The following is a 23,125-nucleotide window of genomic DNA, read 5'->3' as shown; positions in this document are numbered from 1 at the left end:
TCCCGAGATCATCGACCCCGACACGGGCGAGGTGCTGCCCGATGGAAGCGAGGGGGAGCTGGTCTTCACGTCGCTGTCCAAGGAGGCCATGCCCATCGTGCGCTACCGCACGCGGGATTTGACGCGGCTGCTGGCGCCGACCTCGCGCAGCTTCCGGCGCATGGGCAAGATCGTGGGGCGCAGCGACGACATGATGATCATCCGCGGCGTCAACGTCTTTCCTACCCAGATCGAGGAAATCGTGCTGGCCAATGCCAGCCTCACGGGCCTGTACCAGATGCACATCAGCCGTGAAGGCCTGCTGGACACCGTCGAGGTGCACTGCGAGCTGCAGCCGCAGCGGCGCGGCCTGGGCGATGCCGAGCGCGGCGAGATCGCGCAGTGGGTGCAGCAGCGCATCAAGACCCTGGTGGGCATTTCCACGGCGGTGCGCGTCTTCGATCCCGACACCATCGAGCGCACGCAGACCGGCAAGGCCCGGCGCGTGTACGACAGACGGCCGCGCTGAGGCACCGCCGGCCGTCGTCAACCATTTCATTCAAGGAGATCGCACATGTATACCCAGGCCATGGACACCATGGGCAAGGAAGCGGGCGATGGCGGCAAGGCCGTGCGCTCGGCCGACGAAATGCGCCTGCAGCAGCGCTTTGACGAGCGCATCGATGCCGGCGAATTCATCGAGGCCAAGGACTGGATGCCCGACAACTACCGCAAGACGCTGCTGCGCCAGATCAGCCAGCACGCGCACAGCGAGATCGTCGGCATGCTGCCCGAGGGCAACTGGATCAGCCGCGCGCCCACGCTCAAGCGCAAGGCCATCCTGCTGGCCAAGGTGCAGGACGAGGGCGGCCATGGCCTGTACCTCTACGCCGCCGCCGAGACGCTGGGCAGCAGCCGCGACCAGATGCTGCACGCGCTGCACACGGGCAAGGCCAAGTACAGCTCCATCTTCAACTACCCCACGCTGACCTGGGCCGACATGGGCACCATCGGCTGGCTGGTGGACGGCGCGGCCATCATGAACCAGGTGCCCATCTGCCGTTGCTCCTATGCGCCCTACGCGCGCGCCATGGTGCGCATCTGCCGCGAGGAGAGCTTTCACCAGCGCCAGGGCTACGAGGCGCTGCTGACCATGATGCAGCAGGGCACCGAGGCGCAGAAGGCCATGGTGCAGGACGCCGTCAACCGCTGGTGGTGGCCGTCCATCATGATGTTCGGCCCGCCCGACGACCAGTCGCCCAACAGCGCGCAGTCCATGCGCTGGGGCATCAAGCGCATCTCCAACGACGCGCTGCGCCAGAAGTTCATCGACGCCACGGTGGACCAGGCCAAGGTGCTGGGCGTCACCCTGCCTGACCCCGACCTGAAATGGAACGAGGCCCGCCAGGCCCATGACCATGGCCCCATCGACTGGGACGAGTTCTGGCGCGTGATCGCCGGAGACGGCCCCTGCAACCGCGAGCGACTGGGCGCCCGCGTCAAGGCCTGGGACGAAGGCGCCTGGGTGCGCGAGGCCGCCCTGGCCCATGCCCGCAAGCAGACACAGAGAAACCAGACCCGCAAGGAGGCCGCATGACCACCGCCGAACAGAACATCACCAACGAATGGCCGCTGTGGGAAGTCTTCGTCCGCAGCAAGGCCGGCCTGGACCACAAGCACTGCGGCAGCCTGCATGCGGCCGACCCGCAGATGGCGCTGCAGATGGCGCGCGATGTCTACACGCGGCGCCAGGAGGGCGTGAGCGTCTGGGTGGTGCGCTCGGACCAGATCGTGGCCAGCGACCCCGGCGACAAGGACATGTTCTTCGACCCGGCCCAGGACAAGGTCTACCGCCATCCGACCTTCTACCAGCTGCCGCCCTCGGTGGACCACATGTGAGCGGGGAGCTGCCATGAACGCCTCCGCCTCCGCCTCCTCCATCGCCATCGACGCCCGCCCCGAGGTGCAGTACCTGCTGCGCCTGGGCGATACCTGCCTGATCCTGGCCCAGCGCCTGGGCCAGTGGTGCGGCCACGCGCCCATCCTCGAAGAGGACATCGCCATGACCAACATGGCGCTGGACCTGGTCGGCCAGGCGCGTGCGCTGCTGACCCGCGCCGGCCAGCTTGAAGGCCGCGCGCACGACGAGGACCAGCTCGCCTTTCTGCGCGACGAACGCGACTACTTCAACGCCACGCTGGCCGAGCTGCCGCGCGGCGACTTCGCCTTCACCGTGCTGCGCAACGCCATGGCCGCCACCTGGCTGCGCCTGATGTGGGAGCGTCTGGTGCACTCCAGCGACGCCGAGCTGGCCGCCATCGCCGCCAAGGCGCTCAAGGAGGCGCGCTACCACGAGCAGCACGCGGGCGACTGGGTGGTGCGCCTGGGCGACGGCACCGAGGAATCGCGCCAGCGTATGGAAGCTGCGCTGGCCCAGCTGTGGCGCTATGCGGCCGAGCTGTTCACCGACGACGCCACGGACGCTGCCGCACGTGCCAGCGGCCTGGGCCCGGCCTGGTCCGAGCTGCGCGAACCCTGGCAGGCCGAAATGGCCGCCCTGCTGCAGGAGGCCACGCTGGACATGCCGGCCGAATCCGCCTTCCGCAGCACGGGCCGCAACGGCGTGCACAGCGAGCACATGGGCTTCATCCTGGCCGAGATGCAGCACCTGCAGCGCGCCTATCCCGGTGGGGTGTGGTGATGGCTGCCGCACGGCTTGTGGCCGTCACATCCGCCTTGGCCGAGCGCGAGCGCCTGGCCTGGGCCGCGCTGCAGGACGTGCCTGATCCCGAGGTGCCCGTGATCTCGGTCTGCGAGCTGGGCATCGTGCGCGAGGTCCATGCCCTGCCCGAAGGCCAGGGCATGGAGATCGTGCTCACGCCCACCTACTCGGGCTGCCCGGCCACCGAGGTCATCGAGCGCAGCGTGCTCGAGGCCATCGAGGCCGCAGGCCTGGGCCCTGCGCGCGCCGTGCTGCGCCGCGCCCCGGCCTGGACCACGGACTGGATCAGCGACGACGGCCGGCGCAAGCTGCGCGAGTACGGCATCGCGCCCCCCGGGCGCTGCGGCGACTCCGGCCTGCCGGAAGGCACCTCGCCCATCCGCCTGGTGCGCCGCCGCCAGGGCATTGCCGTGCCCGAGCCCGTTGCCTGCCCGCACTGCGGCAGCGTGCACACCGAGCGGCTGTCGGCCTTCGGCGCCACGGCCTGCAAGGCCCTGCACCGCTGCCTGGACTGCCGCGAACCCTTCGAACACTTCAAGCCGATATGACCACGACCACGATGTTCCACCCGCTGCGCGTGCGCAGCATTGCGCCCGACACGGCCGAGGCCGTGGTCGTCTCCTTCGACGTGCCGCCCGCGCTGCGCGAGGTCTTCGGCTTCACCCAGGGCCAGTACCTCACCCTGCGCCACCAGATCGACGGCCAGGACCTGCGCCGCAGCTACTCCATCTGCGCAGGCGTGGATGACGGCGAACTGCGCGTGGGTGTGCGCAAGGTGCGCGGCGGCCAGTTCTCCAACTGGATCAATGAGCATCTGCGCCCCGGCGACACGCTGCAGGTCATGGCGCCCCAGGGCCGCTTCTTCGTGCCCATCGAGCCCGGGGCCGCGCGCCACCATGTGGGCATCGCCGGCGGCAGCGGCATCACGCCCATCCTGTCCATCATGAAGACCGTGCTGGCGCGCGAGCCCGCCAGCCGCTTCACGCTGATCTACGGCAACCGCCAGCTGCAGTCCACCATGTTCAAGGAGGAGATCGAGGACCTCAAGAACCGCTACATGTCGCGGCTGTCGCTGCAGCATGTGTTCTCGGACGAGCACACCGACCTGCCGTTGAACATGGGCGTGATGGACCGCAGCAAGATCGCCGAATTCCTGCAGGGCGTGGTGCCGGCCGCACACATCGACCATGTCTACATCTGCGGACCCTTCCAGATGAACGACGAGGCCGAGGCCGCCCTGCTGGCCGCCGGCGTGGCCGAGGAGCGCATCCACATCGAGCGCTTCGGCGTGGCCCTGCCGGCCGCAGGCCAGGGCACGGTGGGCGCCGTGGTGCACGAGGCCCAGCCCGGCGACGCCGCCACCGCCCGCATCACCCTGGTGCGCGACGGCCTCTCGCGCGAGATCCCCTTCACGCGCGGCCAGGCCAGCATCCTGGACGCGGCCTCCTCGGCCGGGCTGGAAGTGCCCTATTCCTGCACCTCGGGCGTCTGCGGCACCTGCCGCGCCAAGGTGGTCGAGGGCGAAGTGCGCATGGAGCGCAACTTTGCCCTCGACAAGAACGAGGTCGCCTGCGGCTTTGTCCTGACCTGTCAGGCGCATCCGCTGACTGAGCGCGTGGTGCTGTCGTTCGATGAGCGGTGAGGGCCGTCCCGCCCGGGGACGGCCGCGGGCCTACTCGATGCCGATATCCAGCCGCGACACCAGTGCCCGGCCGTGTTCGTTCAGGCCCGTCACCTCGACCGTGCTGCCGTGCTTGCGCAGGCGCTGGCAGACCTTGTCCAGCGCATTGACGGCCGTGATGTCCCAGAAATGCGCGTTGGTCAGTTCGATGCGCACGGGCCAGCCTTCGATGTCCCGCACGTCGAAGGCATCGACCAGCAGGTCGGCCGAGGCAAAGAAGACCTGGCCCGATACGCGGTAGGTCAGGCCTGCATCGTCCTGCGTCTTCTCGACGGACAGCAGCCTTGAGACCTTGAAGGTGAAGAACACCCCGCTGAGCAGCACGCCGACGCCCACGCCGGCGGCCAGGTTGTCCGTGGCGACGGTGACCACCACGGTGGCCAGCATGACGGCGCTGGACAGCTTGGGATGCCTGAGCAGGGCGCGGGCCGATCCCCAGTCCAGCGTGGAGGCCGACACCATCACCATGATGGCCACCAGCGCCGCCACCGGCACCTGGGACACCCAGGGCTTGAGCAGCACCATCAGGATCAGCAGGAAGGCGCCCGCGAACAGCGTGGAAAGCCGGCCGCGGCCGCCGTAGCGCACATTGCCCACGGTCTGGCCAATCATGGCGCAGCCGGCAATGCCGCCGAACAGGCTGGCCGCGATGTTGGCCACGCCGATGCCGCTGCACTCGCGGTTCTTGGAGCTGGGCGTGTCCGTGAGTTCATCGACCACGCTGGCCGTCATCATGGACTCCAGCAATCCCACTATGGCGATCGCCAGCGCGGGCAGGGCGATCAGGCGCAGCGTCTCCAGCGACCACGGCACCTGCGGCAGCCCGAAGCTGGGCAGGCCGTCCGGCAGCAGGCCCAGGTCGGCCACCGTCTTCAGGGGCAGGTCCAGCCAATGCGCCGCCACCGTCAGCACCACGATGCAGACCAGGGGCGAGGGCACGGCCGTGGTCAGCCGGGGCAGGCCGTAGATGATCAGCAGGCCGGCGCTCACCATGGCCCAGGTGGCGGCATTGGCGCCGATCAGATGCGGCATCTGGGCCGAGAAGATCAGGATGGCCAGCGCATTGACGAAGCCCGTGCGCACCGAGCCCGACACATAGCGCATCAGCACGCCCAGGCGCAGCAGGCCGAACAGGATCTGCACGGCCCCCGCAAGAATGCCGGCCGCAAAAAGGTACTGCACGCCATGCGCATGCACCAGCGGAGCGGCCACCAGGGCGACCGAGCCCGCTGCCGCCGACACCATGGCCGGGCGCGCGCCGGTGAAGGCGATGACGATGCTGATGATGAAGGAGGCGAACAGGCCGACGGCGGGATCGACGCCAGCCACGAAGGAGAAGGCGATGACCTCGGGGATCAGCGCAAAGGTGGCCACGGCGCCGGCCATGAGCTCGCGCGGAATGCTGGGCGCCCACTCGGCGCGAAAGGGATGGGGGTGTTTCGACATGGAAATGGCCGGCCCCGTCGCGCTGTGTGTGGCAGGGCGGGGCAGGATTTTGTAGACGGGAATGAACATGCCGGGCGTCGGGCCATGCCCGAAACCTGGCGGCTTGTACGGTTCGACCGTGCTACGGCGGCGCCAGGCGGGTGCAGCCCGAGCGCCGGCTCTGCGAGCCGCGCGCGATGCGGGCCAGCGTGAAGCTGTGAAGGCGTGCGGCATCGCGGCTGCGCGCTTGGCGAGCCCCTGGTTGACGGTGCCGGTGGACTGAAATCACGGGCGCGATTGTACGAGGGGGTGCTGCCTGCCGTGGGATGGACCCCTGGCCGCAATCAGTCGTAGTGCGCCATGGTGGCGCGGTAGCGCACAGGGCCTTGCTCGGCCGATGAGGCCTGCACCACTTCCACGTAGACGACTTGGCCCGAAGCCGCCGTGTACCTGGCATGGCGAACGCGCCGCCCCATGCCGTAGGAGGGGCCGGGCGTTTCGTCGTCCGCAGTCCGGGAATAGCCTTTGCCGAGCAGGTAGGCATCGAAGGCGTGCGTGGCGGGGCCAATGCTTGCGAACTCCACGTCATAGGACACCAGGCCGTGTGGCGGCTTGTTGCCGTCGCCTACGGTGCCGAAGTACTCCGCCTTGCCCAGCGCGCCCACCAGCGGCGCATGGCGCACCAGGGACGAGATGCCGATGTAGTAGGTGAAGCTGCCGGGCTCGGGCGTGTAGTCCTCCTGCGAGATCAGGCATAGGGCTGCAGCCAGCCAGCCGAACACGGCCAGTGGCAGGCACAGGACAAGACTCCACAACAGGGTTCTGGCACGCGGCAGGAGCATGGGATTTGTCGTCGGGCGCCTGGAAAAACAAAACCCGCTTTCCGGGGAAAGCGGGTCTGGATGCTCAAGAACCTTGATGGTCCGAATCAGAACGGAATGTCGTCATCCATGTCGTCAAAGCCCGAGGCCGCGCGCTGGGGCGGGGGTGCCATAGGCGCAGGAGCGGGGCGCTGGGCAGGGGCCTGGCGCGGTGCGGGCGCTGCCATGGGGGCAGGGGCCGGGCGGCGCTGTTGCTGCTGCTGGGGAGGGGCGTCGTAGCCGCTGTCGCCGTAGCCTTCATCGCCGTAGCCGCCGCCTTGCTGGCCACCGCCGCCGCCCTGGCGGCTGCCCAGCATCTGCATGCTGTCGGCACGGATTTCGGTGGCGTAGCGTTCCTGGCCGCTGGCCTGGTCGGTCCACTTGCGGGTGCGCAGGCTGCCTTCGACATAGACCTGGCTGCCCTTGCGCAGGTACTGGCCCACGATTTCGGCCAGGCGGCCGTTGAAGACCACGCGGTGCCACTCGGTGGCTTCCTTGTTCTCGCCGGTGTTCTTGTCGCGCCAGCGGTCGGTGGTGGCGATGGTCACGTTGGCCACCTGATCGCCACTCGGGAAGGTGCGCATTTCGGGGTCGCGTCCGAGGTTGCCGACGATGATGACTTTGTTGACGGATGCCATGAGTGAAATACCTTTACATAGGGAAGTGGCCCGGGCATAGAGGGATGGATCTCGGGCCAGACGCGCCATTGTGCCGCAAGCCGTCCGCCGATGGCAGGGGGCGGATATCCCGTGGCAACCGCCTGTGGTGGCGGCTTGTAACCGTCTGAAAATCCGCCGTTCAGCCGTGGCGGCCCACGGGGCGCAGCGGCCAGGTGACGACCAGCCACAGCACGGCCAGGACGCTCGTCAGGGTGAACAGGCCCGGCATGCCGGCCCATTTGGCGACGGCGCCGCCCAGCGCGCCGCCTGCGAACAGGCCCAGCGATTGCAGCGTGTTGTAGGCGCCCAGCGCCGCGCCGCGCAGCGGAGCCGGTGCCATGCGAGAGACCAGGCTGGGCTGGGTGGCCTCCAGCGCGTTGAAGCCGCAGAAGAACACGAACATCAGCACGGCCATGGCCCACAGCGGCGGCTGCGCGCCGCCGGCCGCCAGCAGGCCCAGGCCGATCTGCACGAGGGTGATCAGGGCGATGGCGCCCAGCAGGGCCGCGCGCAGGCGCCCGCGCCGCTCCATGGCGAACAGGCCGCCCATGGCGGCGAAGGACAGCACCACGGCCGGCAGGTAGACATGCCAGTGCGCCTGCTTGTCCAGGCCTGCCTGCACCAGCATGGCGGGCACGGCCACCCACATGGACATCTGCACGGTGTGCAGCACGAAGACGCCCAGGTTCAGGCGCACCAGGTCGCCATGGCGCCACAGCTCGGCCATGCGGCCGCGCGGCTGGTCGGCGTGGCGCGCGGGCTCGGGCGGGACGACCCAGAGCACGACGGCAATGCCCGCCAGCGCCAGGGCGCAGGTCAGGCCGAAGATGCCGGGCAGCCCGCCCCAGGCCGCCAGCAGGGGACTGAGCACCAGGGCCAGCGCAAACATGAGTCCGATGCTGCCGCCCACCATGGCCATGGCCTTGGTGCGCACGCTGTCGCGCGTGAGGTCGGCCAGCAGCGCGGTCACGGCGGCCGAGACGGCGCCCGCGCCCTGCAGGCCCCGGCCCCACATCAGGCCCAGCAGCGAGTCGGCCGTGACCGCCAGCAGGCTGCCCGCCGCAAAGACCAGCAGCCCGGCGACGATGACACGCTTGCGCCCGAAACGGTCCGAAGCCAGGCCCAGGGGCAGCTGGAACACGGCCTGGGTGAGCCCGTACAGGCCCATGGCCAGGCCGATCATGGCCGGATCGTCACCGCCCGGGTACTTGCGGGCCTCCAGCGCGAACACCGGCAGCACCAGGAACAGGCCCAGCATGCGCAGCGCAAAGATCAGCGCCAGGCTGGCGCTGGATCGGCGTTCCTGCGGGGTCATGCGGCCCGATGCGGCCGAGGAGGGGGCTGGCGCCTGGGCGCCGTGGACGGGTGTGGGGGAATCGAGCACGGGGTGCACTGTTGTGGGGGCAAGCAATCCGCCATTCTCGCCCATAGGCCGGCGCTGCGGGGTGGCTGGGTTATGCAAGGCAGTGCAAGACAGTTTTGTGAAGGGGCGCCGCAGAAGGCCCTGCCGCCCCGCAGACCGAGCCGCCATGCGGTGGCACGGGTTCTGACCTATCATGGCGGGTTCGCCTTCGCAGGGGTTTTCCCGATGCCTGGTTCCCACACGATTTCCGAAGACGGCGGCCTGGACCGGGCCGCAGACTCCCGCTCCCAGCCCGACGGCCGCTACCTTGGCCTGGCGCTGGCGCAGTCACGCATCGCCATCCGCGGTGCGCGCACGCACAACCTCAAGAACATCGACCTGGACATTCCGCGCAACCGGCTGGTGGTGATCACCGGGCTGTCGGGCTCGGGCAAGTCCAGCCTGGCCTTCGACACGCTGTATGCCGAGGGCCAGCGCCGCTATGTGGAGAGTCTGTCGGCCTATGCGCGCCAGTTCCTGGGGCGGCTGGACAAGCCCGATGTGGACCTGATCGAGGGCCTGTCGCCCGCCATCAGCATCGAGCAGAAGGCCACCAGCCACAACCCGCGCTCCACCGTGGGCACGGTGACCGAGATCAACGACTACCTGCGCCTGCTGTTCGCACGCGCCGGCACGCCCTACTGCCCCGACCACAACCTGCCGCTGCAGTCCCAGACCATCAGCCAGATGGTGGATGCGGCCCTGGCCCTGCCCGAGGACACGCGCCTCATGGTGCTGGGGCCGCTGGCGCGCAACAAAAAGGGCGAGTTCGCCGAGCTGTTCGCGCAGATGCAGGCCCAGGGCTATGTGCGCTTTCGCATCGACGGCAAGATCCACGAGTCCCATTCCCTGCCCGCGCTGGAGAAGAACGAGCGCCACGACATCGACGTGGTGATCGACCGCCTCAAGGTGCGCGCCGACGCCCAGCAGCGCCTGGCCGAGAGTTTCGAGGCCGCCCTGCGCGCGGGCGGCGCCGACGCCGGCGGCCGCGTGATCGCCCTGGAGATGGACAGCGGCAAAGAGCACCTCTTCAGCGCCAAGTTCGCCTGCCCGCTGTGCAGCTATTCGCTGCCCGAGCTGGAGCCGCGCCTGTTCTCGTTCAACTCGCCCATGGGCGCCTGCCCGGGCTGCGACGGCCTGGGCTGCACGGAGTCCTTCGACCCCGAGCGCGTGGTCGCCTTCCCCACGCTGAGCCTGGCCAGCGGCGCCGTCAAGGGCTGGGACCGGCGCAACGGCTACTACTTCTCCATGCTGGAGAGCGTGGCGCGCCACTATGGCACCGATGTGGAGCTGCCCTTCGAGGAGCTGCCCGAGAAGGTGCGCCATGTGGTGCTCTGGGGCTCGGGCGAGGAGGAAATGCCCTTCAGCTACGTCTTCGACAGCGGCGCGCGCAAGGGCGAGTCCATGGTCAAGAGCCATCCCTTCGAGGGCATCATCCCCAACATCACGCGGCGCTGGCGCGAGACCGAGTCCAGCGTGGTGCGCGACGATCTGGCGCGGCTGCGCAGCGTCGCCGTCTGCCCCGACTGCGGCGGCACGCGGCTGCGCCGCGAGGCGCGCTTCGTGCGCATCGGCGAGGGCGAGCAGGCCCGCGCCATCTACGAGGTGGGCCACGCCACGCTGGCCGAGGCCCATGCCTGGTGCGCGTCCCTGCAGCTGTCGGGCGCCAAGGCCGAGATCGCGGGCAAGGTGGTGCGCGAGATCGCCTCGCGCCTGCTGTTCCTCAACGACGTGGGCCTGAGCTACCTGAGCCTGGAGCGCGGCGCGGACACCCTGTCCGGCGGCGAGGCCCAGCGCATCCGCCTGGCCAGCCAGATCGGCAGCGGCCTGACGGGCGTGATGTATGTGCTGGACGAGCCCAGCATCGGATTGCACCAGCGCGACAACGACAAGCTCATCGGCACGCTGCAGCACCTGCGCGACATCGGCAACAGCGTCATCGTGGTCGAGCACGACGAGGACATGATGCGCGCGGCCGACCAGATCATCGACCTGGGGCCCGGCGCTGGCGTGCATGGCGGCCGCGTCATGGCCCAGGGCAGCTACGAAGAGGTGCGCGCCAACCCCGATTCACCCACGGGCCGCTACCTGGCGGGCACCCAGCGCATCGACGTGCCTGCGCGGCGCACGCCCTGGCAACCGGTGCTGGAGGCAACGGCCGAGGGCGAGGCCCGGCCAGCGGCCAGGGGCTTTCCGGCCCGCGCCCAGCAGCCCCCGGCCAATCCCGACAACGCAACCGCGCCCGGCGCGCCGCAACTGCAGGCCCTGCGCGTGGTGGGTGCGCGCGGCCACAACCTCAAGGGCGTGACGGCGGACTTTCCCGTGGGCCTGCTGACCTGCGTGACCGGCGTCTCGGGCTCGGGCAAGAGCACGCTGGTCAACGACACGCTCTATACCGAGGCCGCGCGCCAGATCCACCGTGCCGGCGGCGAGGCTGCGCCGCACGACGACATCATCGGCATGGGCCATTTCGACAAGGTCATCAATGTGGACCAGTCGCCCATAGGCCGCACGCCGCGCAGCAACCCGGCCACCTACACGGGCCTGTTCACGCCCATCCGCGACCTGATGGCCGAGACCAACACCGCCAAGGAGCGCGGCTACGGCCCCGGGCGCTTCTCGTTCAACGTGGCCGGCGGCCGCTGCGAGGCCTGCCAGGGCGACGGCGTGGTCAAGGTGGAGATGCACTTCCTGCCCGATGTCTATGTGCCCTGCGACATCTGCAACGGCCAGCGCTACAACCGCGAGACGCTGGAGGTGCAGTGGAAGGGCCGCAACATCTCCCAGATCCTGGAGATGACGGTGGAGGACGCCCATGCCTTCTTCAAGGACGTGCCCACCATCGCCCGCAAGCTGCAGACCCTGCTGGACGTGGGCCTGTCCTATATCCGGCTGGGCCAGAGCGCGACCACGCTGTCGGGCGGCGAGGCGCAGCGCGTCAAGCTGGCCCAGGAACTGTCCAAGCGCGACACGGGGCGCACGCTTTACATCCTGGACGAGCCCACGACGGGCCTGCACTTCGCCGACATCGCCCTGCTGCTCAAGGTGCTGCAGCAGCTGCGCGATGCGGGCAACACCATCGTGGTCATCGAGCACAACCTGGACGTGATCAAGACGGCCGACTGGATCATCGACATGGGCCCCGAAGGCGGCTCGGGCGGCGGCCAGGTGGTGGCCACGGGCACGCCCGAGGACGTGGCTGCCAACCCGGCCAGCCATACGGGGCGCTATCTGCGGCCCTACCTGGAGGCAGCGGCGGCTCCCGCGCAGGCCAAGCCAGGCCGCAAGAGCGCAAAGTGAGGCCGGCCATGGACAGCAGCATCCGTGATTTCGTGGTGGTGGGCGCGGGCATGGCCGGTGCCTCGGTGGCCTGGCAGCTGGCGCGCGATGGCGGCGCCTCGGTTCTGGTGCTGGAGCGCGAATCCCAGCCTGGCTACCACAGCACGGGCCGCTCGGCCGCTCTGTATGAGGAGCACTATGGCCCGCTGCAGGTCCAGGCGCTGACGCGGGCCAGCCGCGCCTTCTACGAGCAGCCGCCGCAGGGCTTTGTGCAGGCGCCCATCCTGGCGCCGCGCGGCGTGCTCTATGTGGGCACGGCTGCGCAGAAGGACCTGCTCGATGCCGCCCATGCCGAGGCGCTCCTGCACTCGCCCCAGGCGCGGCGCCTGGGGCCCGATGAACTCAAGGCCCTGGTGCCCTGCCTGAATACCGCGCTGCTGGTCGATGGCTTTGCGGACGACGGCGCGCTCGACATCGACGTGCATGGCCTGCACCAGGGATTCCTGCGCGGCCTGCGCCAGTGCGGCGGCGAGCTGCGCTGCAGCGCCGAGGTCCGCGCGCTGGCGCAGGACGGCGGTGTCTGGACCGTGGACCTGACCGACGGTAGCCAGGTGCGTGCGCGCTGCGTGGTCAACGCGGCTGGCGCCTGGGCCGATGCGCTGGGCGCGCTGGCGGGCGCAGCGCCCATCGGCCTGGTGCCCAAGCGGCGCAGTGCTTTCACCTTTGCCGTGCCCGAAGGCATGGACGCCGCGCACTGGCCCGCCGTGATCAGCGCCGACGAGGGCTTTTACTTCAAGCCCGATGCAGGCCAGCTGCTGGGCTCGCCCGCCAACGCCGACCCCGTGGCGCCGCAGGACGTGGCGCCCGAGGAGCTGGACGTGGCCACGGGCATCTGGCGCATCGAGGAAGTGACCACGCTGCAGATCCGCCGCCCCTCCCACACCTGGGCCGGGCTGCGCAGCTTTGTGGCCGATGGCGAGATGGCCGTGGGCTGGGATGCCTCGCCTGCGCCGCTGCCGGGCTTCTTCTGGGTGGCCGCCCAGGGCGGCTACGGCATACAGAGCGCCTTCGGCTACAGCCTGCTGGCGCGCAACCTGCTGCGCGGCGAGCCGCTGGATGCGCGCCTGGCCGCGCAGGGCGTGCAGCCTGAACGGCTGTCGCCCGCGCGCTGCCAGCGCGGCTGAGGTTCGGTTGAAGCGTGCCGCTCAGAGCGGCGAGCGCCGCGCAAAGCGCACCACGGTCACGCCCGCACGCGCCTGGCGCACCGAGGGCATGACCAGCACGCAGTCGCCATAGGGCGTGATCACCGGCTCGCCATCGTTGTCGCCGATCACCGTGCCGGCCTTCTCGAAGCGCTCCAGCCCCGTGAACGGCGCCGTGAAGCGAAAGCCGCTGCTCTTGGCCACTACGGGCGCCGTGACTTCCAGCGCCCACTGGGCCGGTGCGTCGGCCTGCTTCCAGCCGGGCAGGGCGGCGTGCAGCGCGCTGTTGTCGAAGATGGCGGCCACTTCGAGGAAACGCAGGCACTGGTCGTGCGCAACGTCGCGGCTGGCCAGATCGCCGTGGAAGCCGCATTCGATCAGCAGCGAGCGCGAGTCGCCGGCCTCGGCGTCGGGCAGGCCGAAGCGCCCATAGTCGCGCAGCCGCGTGCCGTCCTTGTGGCCGGCATCCACGACGATGTTCGCCGGCGCGCCCATCTGGCGTGCCAGATCGCGGTTGCGCGGCTGCATGCCGGTCAGCAGCAGCGGGGCCGAGGGCTCGTGCATGGAGTGCAGGTCCAGCAGCCAGTCGGCCTGCTGCACGAAGGGGCGCAGCGCGGCGGCGCGGCGGCGCTCGCGGGTATTGCCCTCGTCGATGCGTGCGTCTATCCACTGGCGGTTCATGTCCTCGTCCACGAAGCGCGAGGCATCGTGGCTGGCCGCGTCGAAGCGGTCGAAGGCATCGAGGTTGGCCAGCACCAGGGTCAGGCGGCCGTTGTCCAGCGCCAAGCCGTTGTGCAGGGCCTGAAGCAGCCCGGACACGGCCCAGGCGCCGCAGATCTCGTTGCCGTGCACCAGCGCGGAAATCATCACGTGGCGGCCCGGGCGTCCCGAGTCGAATTGCCACACGCCCTCGGTACCGGTATTGCCCGCGCGCCAGGCGCTCAGGTCGGGCAGGGGAAGGTCAAATCGCAAAGTTTCCATCACTCACTCCGTGGTCTACAACCCTGATGCAATGCGCACTGCCTTTGGAACTGGCGTGACCCAGGCGAGGGACAGCGAGCAAGGGCCGCCCCGCAGCGAGGCTGTCGTCCCCCTTCAAGGGGGAAGGCGCGAAGCGACTCAGGGGGTTATTTAGTTCTCAATATGGGCAAACTGGACGATTTTTGTGTACTTGGCGATCTCGGCGTTGATGTACTTGCCGGCATCCGTCTTGGGATCGGCCACCACCGAGCCTGCCTCTTCCATCTTCTTGCGGAACTCGGGGGAGGCCATGGTCTCGTCCAGCGCCTTCTTGACCTTGGCGGCCACGGGTGCGGGCAGGCCCTTGGGTGCCATCAGCGCGAACCAGACGTTGATGTCCACGTTCTTGTACTGGGGCAGCTCGGACAGGGCCGGGATGTCGGGCGTGATGGCCGAACGCTTGGCCTCCGTCGTGCCCAGGGCGATGACCTTGCCCGCGCGGATCTGGGGCAGGCCCGAGGACAGCACGAACATGCCGAACTCGATGTTGTTGCCCACTAGGTCCGTGGTCAGGGGCGCCACGCCGCGGTAGGGGATGTGGGTCATGTGCAGCTTGCCCTGCTCCTTGATCATTTCACCGGCCAGGTGCAGTGCCGTGCCCACGCCCGAGCTGCCGTAGCTGAACTTGCCCGGGTTCTTGGCCACCAGGGCGCTGAACTCGGCGGCTGTCTTGACGCCGGCCTTCTGCGAGGCCACCAGCACCATGGGCTGGGAGCCGATCATGCCGATGGGCGTGAAGTCGCCGATGGAGTACTTGATGCTCTTGTTGATCAGCCGTGCGATGGCCAGCTCGTTGTTGGCGCCCACGAACAGCGTGTAGCCGTCGGGCGTGGCCTTGACGGCCTTTTGCGCGCCGATGGCGCCGCCTGCGCCGCCCAGGTTCTCCACCACCACGGGCTGGCCCAGGCGCGAGGCCAGGCCATCGGCCACGAAGCGGCCCACCAGGTCGGTGCTGCCGCCGGCGGGGTAGCCCACGATCATGGTGATGGCGCGGTTGGGGTAGCTGGCGGCGTCGTCGGCCAAGGCGCTGCCGGTGGCGGCGATCAGCAGGCCGCAGGCCAGGGCGGTGCGGCGCAGGAGGGAGTTGCTGGGCATGGGGTTATTCCTGAAATGTATGAGATTGATTGTGCGAAGGACTACCCAGGCATTTGGTGCTGATTCGGCACGAGGCGGAGCCATTGCAGCACCAAAACCCGCTTGTTCCACAGCCCGGTGCGGGTTTGCACCAGGAGGGCGCATGCATGCACCCATCAGGCGCCCGTGATGTCGCTCCAGAACTGCTCGGCTGCAGGACCCAGGTGGCGCTTGGGACGGTACAGGCGCACGTCGAAGTGCACTTCCAGGCCCGGGTCGCCGGCCACGGCCAGGCGGCCGGCCTGGCAGTCGCCGCGCACCATGGACCACGGCATCCAAGCCAGGCCCAGGCCGCGCAGCACGTATTCGTAGTGGGCGTCGGCCGAGTCGCAGTCCACGCAGCGGCGCAGGCGCGGCGCCAGCGGATGCCGGGCCAGGTGGTCTTCCACCAGGCGGCCCAGGGCCATGCTGTGCGAGAAGGCCAGGTAGGGCACGGGAGCGACGGGCTGGTGGCTGGCCGACAGCTCGTACAGCGGACGGCCCTGGGCATCGGCGCGGGCCACGGGCACCAGCCTGTCCTGCATCACCGTCAGGTAGCTGAACTGGCGACCGTCCAGGCGCACGCCAATGGCGGCGTGGTGGTAGACCAGCGTGAAGCTGACTTCGCCGCGCTGCAGCATGGCCACGGTCTCGTCCAGCGTGCGTGTGACCACGCGCAGCTCGGCCGTCTGCAGCACGCTGCCGTGGCGCGTCAGCCAGTCGGCCACGATGGTGCGCGCCAGCGTGCGCCCCGTGGCCAGGGTGATCACGCGGGCCTGGCGCCCGGCCACGGCCTGCAGTTCATCGTGCGACTGGGCCAGCGTGCGCACCAGTTGCTCGGCCGTATCGCGGAAGGCTTCGCCGGCCGGCGTCAGCCGCACGGGGCCGCCACCGGGCTCGACCAGGGGCGTGCCGGCCCAGGCCTCCAGCGCGCGGATGCGCCGCCCGAAGGCCGGATGGGTGACATGGCGCAGCTCGGCCGCGCGCGTGAAGCTGCGCTCCTGGGCCAGCAGCAGGAAGTCTTCCAGCCATTTTCCTTGCATGGCCGGGCTTCCCTGCCGTCTCAGGCAGCGGCTGCGTCTTGCAGCGTCTGGCGCGTGGCCTGGGCGGCGGTGCGCGCGGCGGCAGCGAAGTCGTCGCCCTGCGATGCATAGAGCACCGCACGCGAGGAATTGATGATGATGGGGCCGCCGCCGATGCGCGCCGCCTTGACCGTGGCCACCGCATCGCCCCCCTGGGCGCCCACGCCGGGAATCAGCAGCGGCAGCGAGGGCGCGAATTCACGCACGCGCTCGATCTCCTGCGGGCGCGTGGCGCCCACCACCAGGCCGAGCTGGCCGTTGGTGTTCCAGGGGCCTTGCGCCAGGCGCGCCACATGCTCGAACAGGTGGGGCTGGCCCGGCAGGTCGGCCAGGCGCTGTGCCTGCAGGTCGTCGCCGCCGGGGTTGGAGGTGCGGCACAGCAGGAAGGCGCCCTTGCCCTCGTACTGCAGGTAGGGCGTGATGGAGTCGAAGCCCATGAAGGGCGACAGGGTCACGGCATCGGCGCCGTAGCGCTCGAAGGCTTCCTTGGCGTATTGCTCGGCCGTGGAGCCGATGTCGCCGCGCTTGGCGTCCAGGATGATGGGCACATGGGGGGCGACGGCGCGCATGTGGGCCATGAGCTTTTCCAGCTGGTCTTCGGCGCGGTGGGCCGCGAAGTAGGCGATCTGGGGCTTGAAGGAGTTCACCAGGTCGGCCGTGGCGTCGACGATGGCGGCGCAGAAGTCGTAGATTTTGCTTGCATCGCCGCGCATGGCCGCAGGAAAGCGGCTGGGTTCGGGGTCCAGGCCCACGCACAGCATGGATTGGTTCTGGGCGGTGGCATTGCGCAGCATGTCGAGAAAGGTCATGGGGCGCGATTTTAGCGATCGGCCCTTCCCGGGGCCTGTCGCCGGGCATCCAGCGGGCCTGGCGGCCCGCGGGCACAATCGGCGGCCTATGCCTGCCTTCACCGCCCGACAAATCCTTTTGCTGATCGCGCTGACCCTGATCTGGGGCATCAACTGGCCGGTGATGAAGCTGGGCGTGCAGCATTTCCCGCCGCTGAGTTTCCGCATGGCCTCGATGTGGGTGGGTCTGCCCATCCTGGCGGCCTTCGTGGTCTGGCGCCGCCTGCCGCTGGCCGTGCCGCGCGCCTATTGGCCCCGGCTGGCGCAGCTGACGCTGTTCAACATGGTGCTGTGGAACAGCCTGATCATCATTGCCATTCCCATGCTGTCCAGCGGGCGGGCGGCCATCCTGGGCTACACCATGCCCATCTTCTCGGCCGTGCTGGGCAGCCTGTTCTTCCATGACCGGCTGGCGCCGCGTGCCTGGGCGGGTGTGGCGGCGGCCTTGGCGGGCGTGCTCCTGCTGCTGTGGCATGAGGTCGGTGCCCTGGGCAGCCGCCCCATCGGCGTGGGCCTGATGCTGGCCGCCGCGCTGAGCTGGGCCTTCGGCACGCAGAAGCTGCGCCGCGCCGAGGTGCCCGTGCCCCTGCTGACGATGACGCTGTGGATGGTGGCGCTGACCGCGCTGACGCTCACGGTGCTGGCCTTCGTCTTCGAGCGCCACCTGTGGCACTGGCCCGACGCCCAGGCCACGGGCGCCATCGTCTTCAACGGCGTGCTGGTGCTGGGCTTTGGCCAGACGGTCTGGTTCTTCCTGGCGCGCAGCCTGCCGCCCGTGGCGTCCACGCTGAGCGTGATGATGATCCCCGTGCTGGGCGTGTTCAGCGGCGCCTGGTGGCTGGGCGAGGTGCTGCACTGGCAGGACTGGACGGCCGTGGCGCTGATGGTGGTGGCCATCGCCTCGGTGCTGTGGCCGGCGCGCGGCCGCTGAGGGCAAGCAGGGGAAGGTCGGGAGAAGAAGACGCAGCCTGACTGCGCACACGGGCGCAGTCAGGCTGCAGGGCCTCAGCGTTGCGCCGTGGCCGGGGCGCCCAGCAGGCGCTGGATGTCGATGTTGTTGGGCAGCGCGTAGTCGTGGCTGCGCACGATGCGGCTGTCGTCGGTGCGAACCAGCTTCAGGCTCACATAGGTGTACTTGGCAGCCGCCGAGTACGTGCCCACCAGGACCAGGGCCGCATTGTGGTTGCGGGCGATGTCCTTGATCTCGCGCGACAGCAGCAGCTCGCCCGTGCCTTCCTTGACGTACACATCGCCGCGCAGCTTCAGCTCCTTGACGTTGTAGCCCTTGGCGGACAGCTGGGAGGCGTACAGCTCGCTGAGCGTGCGGCCCAGCGGGGCCGAGCGCGTCAGGTCGTTGACGTTGACCACGGTGGCCACGAGCACGGGCGCCTCGCCCAGTTCCTCGGTGTTCAGGCCCTTGACCAGCTCGTCCACGGCAGCGCGGCTGCTGGCGATGAAGGGGTTGGCTGCGGCCGACTGGTAGGTGGGCTCGCCGCGGCGCGCGGCCGACGATTCGGGCGTGGTCACGGGAGCGGGCACGGCGCAGGCGGACAGCAGGGCCGCGGCAGCCAGCGCGGCCGGCAGGAGGGGCGTGCGCAGTGTCATTGGCCCACCACCTTCAGGTTCTTGGCGGGGAATTCGGGGCGCTCGTCCTCGGCCGTGAACAGCACGGCGTCGCTCTTTTCGAGGTAGTAGACGTCGGTCTTGCGCGCCAGGTACTGGTTGTTGCGCACCACCGTCGTCGTCAGCACGAGTTCGGGGTTGGGCAGGCGCTTGCCGTGGCGCACGACCTGGGCGCCGTAGCTCACCTGCAGCTGGGCCTGGGCCGGCTGCTGCATGACGGTCACGCCGCTTTGCACGAGCTTGGTGATGATCAGCTCACGAAAGCCCTTGTCGAACTGGCTGGGCTCGGCCGGCAGGGCCACGTGGACCGGCGTGGTGCGCTCGATGCCGGTCTTTTGCAGTGTCTCCAGCGTCTTGGCGACGACATCGTTGGCCACGGAGTCCCAGTGGCCGGCAGCGCCGATCTTGGGCTGGGCCGTGGCTTCGAAGTAGCTGGTCATCGGTGCATTGACGCAGCCCGCCAGGGCCAGGCAGAGGCCCGCCAGGGCCAGGCCGCCAGCGGATTTGAACGATCGCATGGATTTCTCCTCGGTGCGGGGGCGCGCTGCGGCGGATTGCTGCAGCTGCGCAAAGTGTCGATTGTGGCTTCGCCGCGAGGCACTGACAAGAAAGTGCCCCGTATCCGGATGTTGCCGTGCTCAGCCGTTGGCGCGCTTTTGCAGGATCTCGAAGGCGGGCAGGGTCTTGCCTTCCAGCACCTCCAGGAAGGCGCCGCCGCCCGTGGAGATGTAGCCGACCTTGTCCTCGATGCCGTACTTGGCGATGGCGGCCAGGGTGTCGCCGCCACCGGCGATGCTGAAGGCGTCGGACTCGGCAATCGCCTGGGCCACGACCTTGGTGCCGTTGGCGAACTGGTCGAACTCGAACACGCCCATGGGGCCGTTCCAGACGATGGTGCCGGCCTTGCGCAGTTGCTCGGCCAGGCGGGCGGCGGTCTCGGGGCCGATGTCCAGGATCATGTCGTCGTCAGCCACTTCGGTGGCCTTCTTGACGGTGGCGGGCGCGTCGGCCGCAAAGGTCTTGGAGACCACCACGTCGGTGGGAATCGGCACCTCGGCGCCGCGTGCGGCCATGGCGTCGATCACGGCGCGGGCCTCGCCGACCAGATCGGCCTCGGCCAGGCTCTTGCCGATGTTCAGGCCCGCCGCCAGCATGAAGGTGTTGGCAATGCCGCCGCCCACGATGAGCTGGTCCACGTTCTTGGCCAGCGACTGCAGGATGGTCAGCTTGGTCGACACCTTGGAGCCGGCCACGATGGCGGCCAGCGGGCGGCGCGGGTTGGCCAGGGCCTTGGTGATGGCGTCGATCTCGGCCGACAGCAGGGGGCCCGCGCAGGCAATGGGCGCGAACTGGGCGATGCCGTAGGTCGTGCCTTCGGCGCGGTGGGCAGTGCCGAAGGCGTCGTGCACGAAGATGTCGCACAGCGCGGCCAGCTTGCGGGCCAGTTCTTCCTTGTTCTTCTTCTCGCCCACGTTCACGCGGCAGTTCTCCAGCAGCACGACCTGGCCGGGCGCCACCTGCACGCCGTCCACCCAGTCGGCGACCAGGGGCACTTCGCGGCCCAGCAGCTCGCCCAGGCGGCGGGCGACGGGCGCCAGCGAATCGGCGGGCTTGAACTCGCCTTCGGTGGGGCGGCCCAGGTGGCTGGTCACCATCACGGCGGCGCCGGCCTTCAATGCCATCTCGATGGCGGGCACGGAGGCGCGCACGCGCGTGTCCTCGGTGATCTCGCCGGCATCGTTCAGGGGCACGTTGAGGTCGGCGCGGATGAAGACGCGCTGGCCCTGGGCCTTGCCCTGGGCGCACAGATCGGAGAAACGGAGAATGTTCATGACGGCGGCGTTGCGATCGGTGGCGATCGCCATGGAATTGAAACGAAAAAGAGGTAAAGCGCGGCCATTGTAGGCGGCGTGCCCGCCCCGGCAGCGGGCGTGCGCACCGGCGATCCGGGGCATCGGTAGCCGCCTGTAATCCGGTTTCAGCCGGGGAGCCGGGCGCTCTCGGCCGCTCTCGCCCGCGCTGCGCCTACCAGCCCAGGCCGATATGCAGTGGCAGATAGACCGCCATGCCAAGCGCGATCGTTCCCATGATGCTGCGCTTGTAAAAAAAATACATGACCGCGCAAGCCAGGGCCGGCAGGCGCGCATCGACCACGGTGGAGATCAGCCGGCCGTTGGTCATCACGATCTCGGGCGCAATCACGGCCGCCAGGGCCGCCAGCGGCGCGTACTTGAGGCCGCGCTTGAGCCATTGCGGCAGGGGCACCTCGCGCTCTGGAATCAGGAAGAAGGCGCGTGTGAACAGCGTGATGGCCGCCAGGCCCACGCAGGCCAGCCAGGGCCACAGCCAGGACAGATCCATCAGAGCGTTTCCTTTTCCTTGGTTTGCACGGTCCGGGCGTCTTCGTCCAGCGGCAGCCGGGCATGGCGCTCGCCATGGGCTGTATCGGGCGGGAGAATCACCGGGCCCGACTCCCCTTTTTCAGGCGCCTGCAGGGCGCGCAGGCGCTGCTGCAGCGTTTCCGCCAGCAGGCCTGCGGCCACGGCTGCAGCGATGGCCACGAGGATATTGAGCTTGAGCGGCAGCGCAAAGGCCGCCACGGCCGCGCTGGCCGCAACCACGCCTGCCACCCAGGTGGCACGGTCGTTGAGCATGGACAGCAGCACGCCCATCAGGGCCAGCACGCCCGCAAAGCCCAGTCCCCAGGACAGGGGCACCTGGTCGGCCAGCAGGATGCCCAGCGTGGACGGTATCTGCCAGGCCAGCCAGTTGGTCGAGGCGGCACCCCAGAAATAGGGCAGCTGCTCGGGCTGGGGCCGGGCATCGGGGTAGCGCTTCATGAAGCCCACGAAGATCACGTCGCCGCTGAAATAGGCGATGGCCAGGCGGTGGCGCAGGCGCAGGTGGGCAAAGTAGCTGCGCCACATGCTGCTGAGGATGACGAAGCGCAGGTTCACGCAGATGGCCGTGAACCAGACCACCCACATGGGCGCGCCCACGGCCATCAGCGGCAGCACGGCCAGCTGGGCACTGCCGGCATAGACCAGCAGGCCCATGAACAGCGCCAGGGGCAGGGACATGCCGCTCTTGATCATGGCCACGCCCGTGACCAGGCCCCAGGCGCCTATGCCCAGCGCCGTGCCCGACATGTCGCGCACGCCGGTCATGAAGGCGGGATCGCGCGCAATGCCGCGTGCGCGCTCCACCAGGGGCTGCAGGTTCATGGCGTGCCGCCGCTGGCAGCGCCGTCCAGAACGGCTCCTTCAGGCAGATCGAAGCCGCGCAGGAAATCGCCCGCCGCCAGCCGCTTGCCGCCCGCGCGCTGCAGCAGCGTCATGCACAGCACGCCATGGCCGCAGGCCACGCGCACGCCGTCGGCGCCTGCGGACAGCACGGTGCCCGGGGCTGCCGTCGCCACGGCGATGGCGGGGTCGGCGTGAGCCTCCCAGACCTTGATGGCTTCATCGCCGTACTGCGTGGCTCCGCCCGGGAAGGGGTTGAAGGCGCGCAGGCGCCGGGCAATGGCCTCGGCATCCTGGCGCCAGTCGATCTGGCTTTCGGCCTTTTCGATCTTGTGCGCGTAGTTCACGCCCTCGGAGGGCTGGGGCGTGCGCGGCAGGCCGCCGCAGGCGCTCATCTCCAGCGCCTCGACGATGAGGCGCCCGCCCAGGTCGGCCAGCTTGTCGTGCAGGCTGGCCGTGGTGTCGTCGGCGGTGATGGGCAGGCGCTCGATGAGGCACATGTCGCCCGTGTCCAGGCCCGCGTCCATCTGCATGATGGTGACGCCGGTCTCGGCATCGCCGGCCTCGATGGCACGGTGGATGGGGGCGGCGCCGCGCCAGCGCGGCAGCAGGCTGGCGTGGATGTTCAGGCAGCCGCGCGGGGGCGTATCGAGCACCCACTGAGGCAGGATCAGCCCGTAGGCGGCCACGACCATGACATCGGCCTGGGCCGCTTCGATGGCGGCGCGGGCGGCGGCGGCCTCTTCGGGGTATTTGCCGTCCAGGCGCAGGCTGCGCGGCTGGGCCACGGCAATGCCATGCTCCAGCGCGCACTGCTTGACGGGCGAGGCCTGCAGCTTCATGCCGCGCCCGGCGGGACGGTCGGGCTGGGTCAGCACCAGGGGGACGGTAAAGCCCGCGGCGAGCAGGCGTTCAAGGGCAACGCGCGCGAACTCGGGCGTGCCGGCAAAAATGACTCTCATGCAATCCAGTAGGGACAGTGGGACGG

General features: G+C 69.4%; 22 protein-coding genes and 1 pseudogene. 9 read left to right on the top strand and 14 right to left on the bottom strand.

Annotated elements, in window-relative coordinates:
- The 6 genes and pseudogenes from ACUTR7_RS07785 to paaE form a co-directional block, all read left to right on the top strand.
- Positions 1–508, top strand: a pseudogene (locus ACUTR7_RS07785) (phenylacetate--CoA ligase); the annotation flags it as partial.
- 45 nt (positions 509–553) lie between these two features.
- The gene (paaA, locus tag ACUTR7_RS07780; RefSeq protein ID WP_012202742.1) at positions 554–1,576 is read left to right on the top strand and encodes a 1,2-phenylacetyl-CoA epoxidase subunit PaaA; all 1,023 of its coding nucleotides are present in this window, start codon (positions 554–556) and stop codon (positions 1,574–1,576) included.
- The gene (gene paaB / locus ACUTR7_RS07775) at positions 1,573–1,878 is read left to right on the top strand and encodes a 1,2-phenylacetyl-CoA epoxidase subunit PaaB (RefSeq protein ID WP_013804631.1); all 306 of its coding nucleotides are present in this window, start codon (positions 1,573–1,575) and stop codon (positions 1,876–1,878) included. Before paaA ends, paaB begins: the two co-directional genes overlap by 4 nt.
- 13 nt (positions 1,879–1,891) lie before the next feature.
- Entirely contained in the window at positions 1,892–2,680 is a 789-nt protein-coding gene (gene paaC / locus ACUTR7_RS07770; protein WP_013804630.1) for a 1,2-phenylacetyl-CoA epoxidase subunit PaaC, read from the top strand.
- Positions 2,680–3,249, top strand: a complete 570-nt coding sequence (gene paaD, locus ACUTR7_RS07765) for a 1,2-phenylacetyl-CoA epoxidase subunit PaaD (RefSeq protein ID WP_071954092.1) — start codon at positions 2,680–2,682, stop codon at positions 3,247–3,249. The genes paaC and paaD overlap by 1 nt, the downstream gene beginning before the upstream one ends.
- On the top strand, positions 3,246–4,343 hold the full coding sequence (gene paaE / locus ACUTR7_RS07760) for a 1,2-phenylacetyl-CoA epoxidase subunit PaaE (RefSeq protein ID WP_013804628.1): 1,098 nt from the start codon (positions 3,246–3,248) through the stop codon (positions 4,341–4,343). The genes paaD and paaE overlap by 4 nt, the downstream gene beginning before the upstream one ends.
- 30 nt (positions 4,344–4,373) lie before the next feature.
- Here paaE and ACUTR7_RS07755 read toward each other — a convergent pair whose 3' ends face one another.
- The 4 genes from ACUTR7_RS07755 to ACUTR7_RS07740 form a co-directional block, all read right to left on the bottom strand.
- Entirely contained in the window at positions 4,374–5,828 is a 1,455-nt protein-coding gene (locus ACUTR7_RS07755) for a SulP family inorganic anion transporter (RefSeq protein WP_445608507.1), read from the bottom strand.
- A gap of 323 nt (positions 5,829–6,151) precedes the next feature.
- The gene (locus ACUTR7_RS07750; protein ID WP_445608506.1) at positions 6,152–6,649 is read right to left on the bottom strand and encodes a hypothetical protein; all 498 of its coding nucleotides are present in this window, start codon (positions 6,647–6,649) and stop codon (positions 6,152–6,154) included.
- Between the two features lie 86 nt (positions 6,650–6,735).
- Complete coding sequence (ssb, locus tag ACUTR7_RS07745) at positions 6,736–7,305, bottom strand: single-stranded DNA-binding protein (protein WP_099752182.1); 570 nt, start codon at positions 7,303–7,305, stop codon at positions 6,736–6,738.
- Between the two features lie 160 nt (positions 7,306–7,465).
- A complete protein-coding gene (locus ACUTR7_RS07740) occupies positions 7,466–8,641 on the bottom strand; it encodes an MFS transporter (RefSeq protein ID WP_445608517.1) in 1,176 nt (391 codons plus the stop codon).
- A gap of 273 nt (positions 8,642–8,914) precedes the next feature.
- Between ACUTR7_RS07740 and uvrA the strand changes: the two genes are divergently transcribed.
- Both uvrA and ACUTR7_RS07730 read left to right on the top strand, forming a co-directional pair.
- Positions 8,915–12,028, top strand: a complete 3,114-nt coding sequence (gene uvrA, locus ACUTR7_RS07735; RefSeq protein WP_445608505.1) for an excinuclease ABC subunit UvrA — start codon at positions 8,915–8,917, stop codon at positions 12,026–12,028.
- Between the two features lie 8 nt (positions 12,029–12,036).
- Positions 12,037–13,191 (top strand): NAD(P)/FAD-dependent oxidoreductase, encoded by a 1,155-nt coding sequence (locus ACUTR7_RS07730; protein WP_445608504.1) that lies wholly within the window; start codon positions 12,037–12,039, stop codon positions 13,189–13,191.
- Between the two features lie 21 nt (positions 13,192–13,212).
- Here ACUTR7_RS07730 and ACUTR7_RS07725 read toward each other — a convergent pair whose 3' ends face one another.
- From ACUTR7_RS07725 to pyrF, 4 genes are all read right to left on the bottom strand, one after another.
- Positions 13,213–14,190 carry a succinylglutamate desuccinylase gene (locus ACUTR7_RS07725; protein WP_445608503.1) on the bottom strand — a complete coding sequence of 326 codons (978 nt, stop codon included), beginning with the start codon at positions 14,188–14,190 and terminating at the stop codon, positions 13,213–13,215.
- A 150-nt stretch (positions 14,191–14,340) separates the two neighbouring features.
- Positions 14,341–15,324: a Bug family tripartite tricarboxylate transporter substrate binding protein gene (locus tag ACUTR7_RS07720; RefSeq protein WP_043825320.1), complete on the bottom strand. Its 984-nt coding sequence runs from the start codon at positions 15,322–15,324 to the stop codon at positions 14,341–14,343.
- 155 nt (positions 15,325–15,479) lie between these two features.
- Complete coding sequence (locus ACUTR7_RS07715) at positions 15,480–16,385, bottom strand: LysR family transcriptional regulator (RefSeq protein WP_012202755.1); 906 nt, start codon at positions 16,383–16,385, stop codon at positions 15,480–15,482.
- 20 nt (positions 16,386–16,405) lie between these two features.
- On the bottom strand, positions 16,406–17,233 hold the full coding sequence (gene pyrF / locus ACUTR7_RS07710) for an orotidine-5'-phosphate decarboxylase (protein WP_012202756.1): 828 nt from the start codon (positions 17,231–17,233) through the stop codon (positions 16,406–16,408).
- Between the two features lie 88 nt (positions 17,234–17,321).
- Here pyrF and ACUTR7_RS07705 point away from each other — a divergent pair, with 88 nt between their 5' ends.
- Complete coding sequence (locus ACUTR7_RS07705) at positions 17,322–18,203, top strand: DMT family transporter (RefSeq protein WP_034389732.1); 882 nt, start codon at positions 17,322–17,324, stop codon at positions 18,201–18,203.
- 74 nt (positions 18,204–18,277) lie between these two features.
- Here ACUTR7_RS07705 and ACUTR7_RS07700 read toward each other — a convergent pair whose 3' ends face one another.
- From ACUTR7_RS07700 to fmt, 6 genes are all read right to left on the bottom strand, one after another.
- A complete protein-coding gene (locus tag ACUTR7_RS07700; RefSeq protein ID WP_445608502.1) occupies positions 18,278–18,877 on the bottom strand; it encodes a FlgO family outer membrane protein in 600 nt (199 codons plus the stop codon).
- Positions 18,874–19,413: a hypothetical protein gene (locus ACUTR7_RS07695; protein WP_012202759.1), complete on the bottom strand. Its 540-nt coding sequence runs from the start codon at positions 19,411–19,413 to the stop codon at positions 18,874–18,876. The genes ACUTR7_RS07700 and ACUTR7_RS07695 overlap by 4 nt, the downstream gene beginning before the upstream one ends.
- A gap of 120 nt (positions 19,414–19,533) precedes the next feature.
- On the bottom strand, positions 19,534–20,727 hold the full coding sequence (locus tag ACUTR7_RS07690; RefSeq protein WP_043783159.1) for a phosphoglycerate kinase: 1,194 nt from the start codon (positions 20,725–20,727) through the stop codon (positions 19,534–19,536).
- Between the two features lie 193 nt (positions 20,728–20,920).
- A complete protein-coding gene (locus ACUTR7_RS07685) occupies positions 20,921–21,256 on the bottom strand; it encodes an AzlD domain-containing protein (protein WP_012202761.1) in 336 nt (111 codons plus the stop codon).
- Complete coding sequence (locus ACUTR7_RS07680; protein ID WP_043825325.1) at positions 21,256–22,119, bottom strand: AzlC family ABC transporter permease; 864 nt, start codon at positions 22,117–22,119, stop codon at positions 21,256–21,258. Before ACUTR7_RS07680 ends, ACUTR7_RS07685 begins: the two co-directional genes overlap by 1 nt.
- Positions 22,116–23,099: a methionyl-tRNA formyltransferase gene (gene fmt, locus ACUTR7_RS07675; RefSeq protein ID WP_445608501.1), complete on the bottom strand. Its 984-nt coding sequence runs from the start codon at positions 23,097–23,099 to the stop codon at positions 22,116–22,118. The genes ACUTR7_RS07680 and fmt overlap by 4 nt, the downstream gene beginning before the upstream one ends.
- Positions 23,100–23,125: the final 26 nt, after the last annotated feature.

The sequence above is a fragment of the Delftia sp. NA_296.1 genome (genome assembly GCF_052692095.1).
Note: the sequence above shows the minus strand (reverse complement) of the source record. Positions and strands in the feature narration are given on the sequence as shown.

Coding starts and splice junctions, on each gene's coding strand:
- paaA (WP_012202742.1), top strand. CDS start 554: ATGTATACCCAGGCCATGGACACCATGGGCAAGGAAGCGGGCGATGGC.
- paaB (WP_013804631.1), top strand. CDS start 1,573: ATGACCACCGCCGAACAGAACATCACCAACGAATGGCCGCTGTGGGAA.
- paaC (WP_013804630.1), top strand. CDS start 1,892: ATGAACGCCTCCGCCTCCGCCTCCTCCATCGCCATCGACGCCCGCCCC.
- paaD (WP_071954092.1), top strand. CDS start 2,680: ATGGCTGCCGCACGGCTTGTGGCCGTCACATCCGCCTTGGCCGAGCGC.
- paaE (WP_013804628.1), top strand. CDS start 3,246: ATGACCACGACCACGATGTTCCACCCGCTGCGCGTGCGCAGCATTGCG.
- ACUTR7_RS07755 (WP_445608507.1), bottom strand. CDS start 5,828: ATGTCGAAACACCCCCATCCCTTTCGCGCCGAGTGGGCGCCCAGCATT.
- ACUTR7_RS07750 (WP_445608506.1), bottom strand. CDS start 6,649: ATGCTCCTGCCGCGTGCCAGAACCCTGTTGTGGAGTCTTGTCCTGTGC.
- ssb (WP_099752182.1), bottom strand. CDS start 7,305: ATGGCATCCGTCAACAAAGTCATCATCGTCGGCAACCTCGGACGCGAC.
- ACUTR7_RS07740 (WP_445608517.1), bottom strand. CDS start 8,641: ATGACCCCGCAGGAACGCCGATCCAGCGCCAGCCTGGCGCTGATCTTT.
- uvrA (WP_445608505.1), top strand. CDS start 8,915: ATGCCTGGTTCCCACACGATTTCCGAAGACGGCGGCCTGGACCGGGCC.
- ACUTR7_RS07730 (WP_445608504.1), top strand. CDS start 12,037: ATGGACAGCAGCATCCGTGATTTCGTGGTGGTGGGCGCGGGCATGGCC.
- ACUTR7_RS07725 (WP_445608503.1), bottom strand. CDS start 14,190: ATGGAAACTTTGCGATTTGACCTTCCCCTGCCCGACCTGAGCGCCTGG.
- ACUTR7_RS07720 (WP_043825320.1), bottom strand. CDS start 15,324: ATGCCCAGCAACTCCCTCCTGCGCCGCACCGCCCTGGCCTGCGGCCTG.
- ACUTR7_RS07715 (WP_012202755.1), bottom strand. CDS start 16,385: ATGCAAGGAAAATGGCTGGAAGACTTCCTGCTGCTGGCCCAGGAGCGC.
- pyrF (WP_012202756.1), bottom strand. CDS start 17,233: ATGACCTTTCTCGACATGCTGCGCAATGCCACCGCCCAGAACCAATCC.
- ACUTR7_RS07705 (WP_034389732.1), top strand. CDS start 17,322: ATGCCTGCCTTCACCGCCCGACAAATCCTTTTGCTGATCGCGCTGACC.
- ACUTR7_RS07700 (WP_445608502.1), bottom strand. CDS start 18,877: ATGACACTGCGCACGCCCCTCCTGCCGGCCGCGCTGGCTGCCGCGGCC.
- ACUTR7_RS07695 (WP_012202759.1), bottom strand. CDS start 19,413: ATGCGATCGTTCAAATCCGCTGGCGGCCTGGCCCTGGCGGGCCTCTGC.
- ACUTR7_RS07690 (WP_043783159.1), bottom strand. CDS start 20,727: ATGAACATTCTCCGTTTCTCCGATCTGTGCGCCCAGGGCAAGGCCCAG.
- ACUTR7_RS07685 (WP_012202761.1), bottom strand. CDS start 21,256: ATGGATCTGTCCTGGCTGTGGCCCTGGCTGGCCTGCGTGGGCCTGGCG.
- ACUTR7_RS07680 (WP_043825325.1), bottom strand. CDS start 22,119: ATGAACCTGCAGCCCCTGGTGGAGCGCGCACGCGGCATTGCGCGCGAT.
- fmt (WP_445608501.1), bottom strand. CDS start 23,099: ATGAGAGTCATTTTTGCCGGCACGCCCGAGTTCGCGCGCGTTGCCCTT.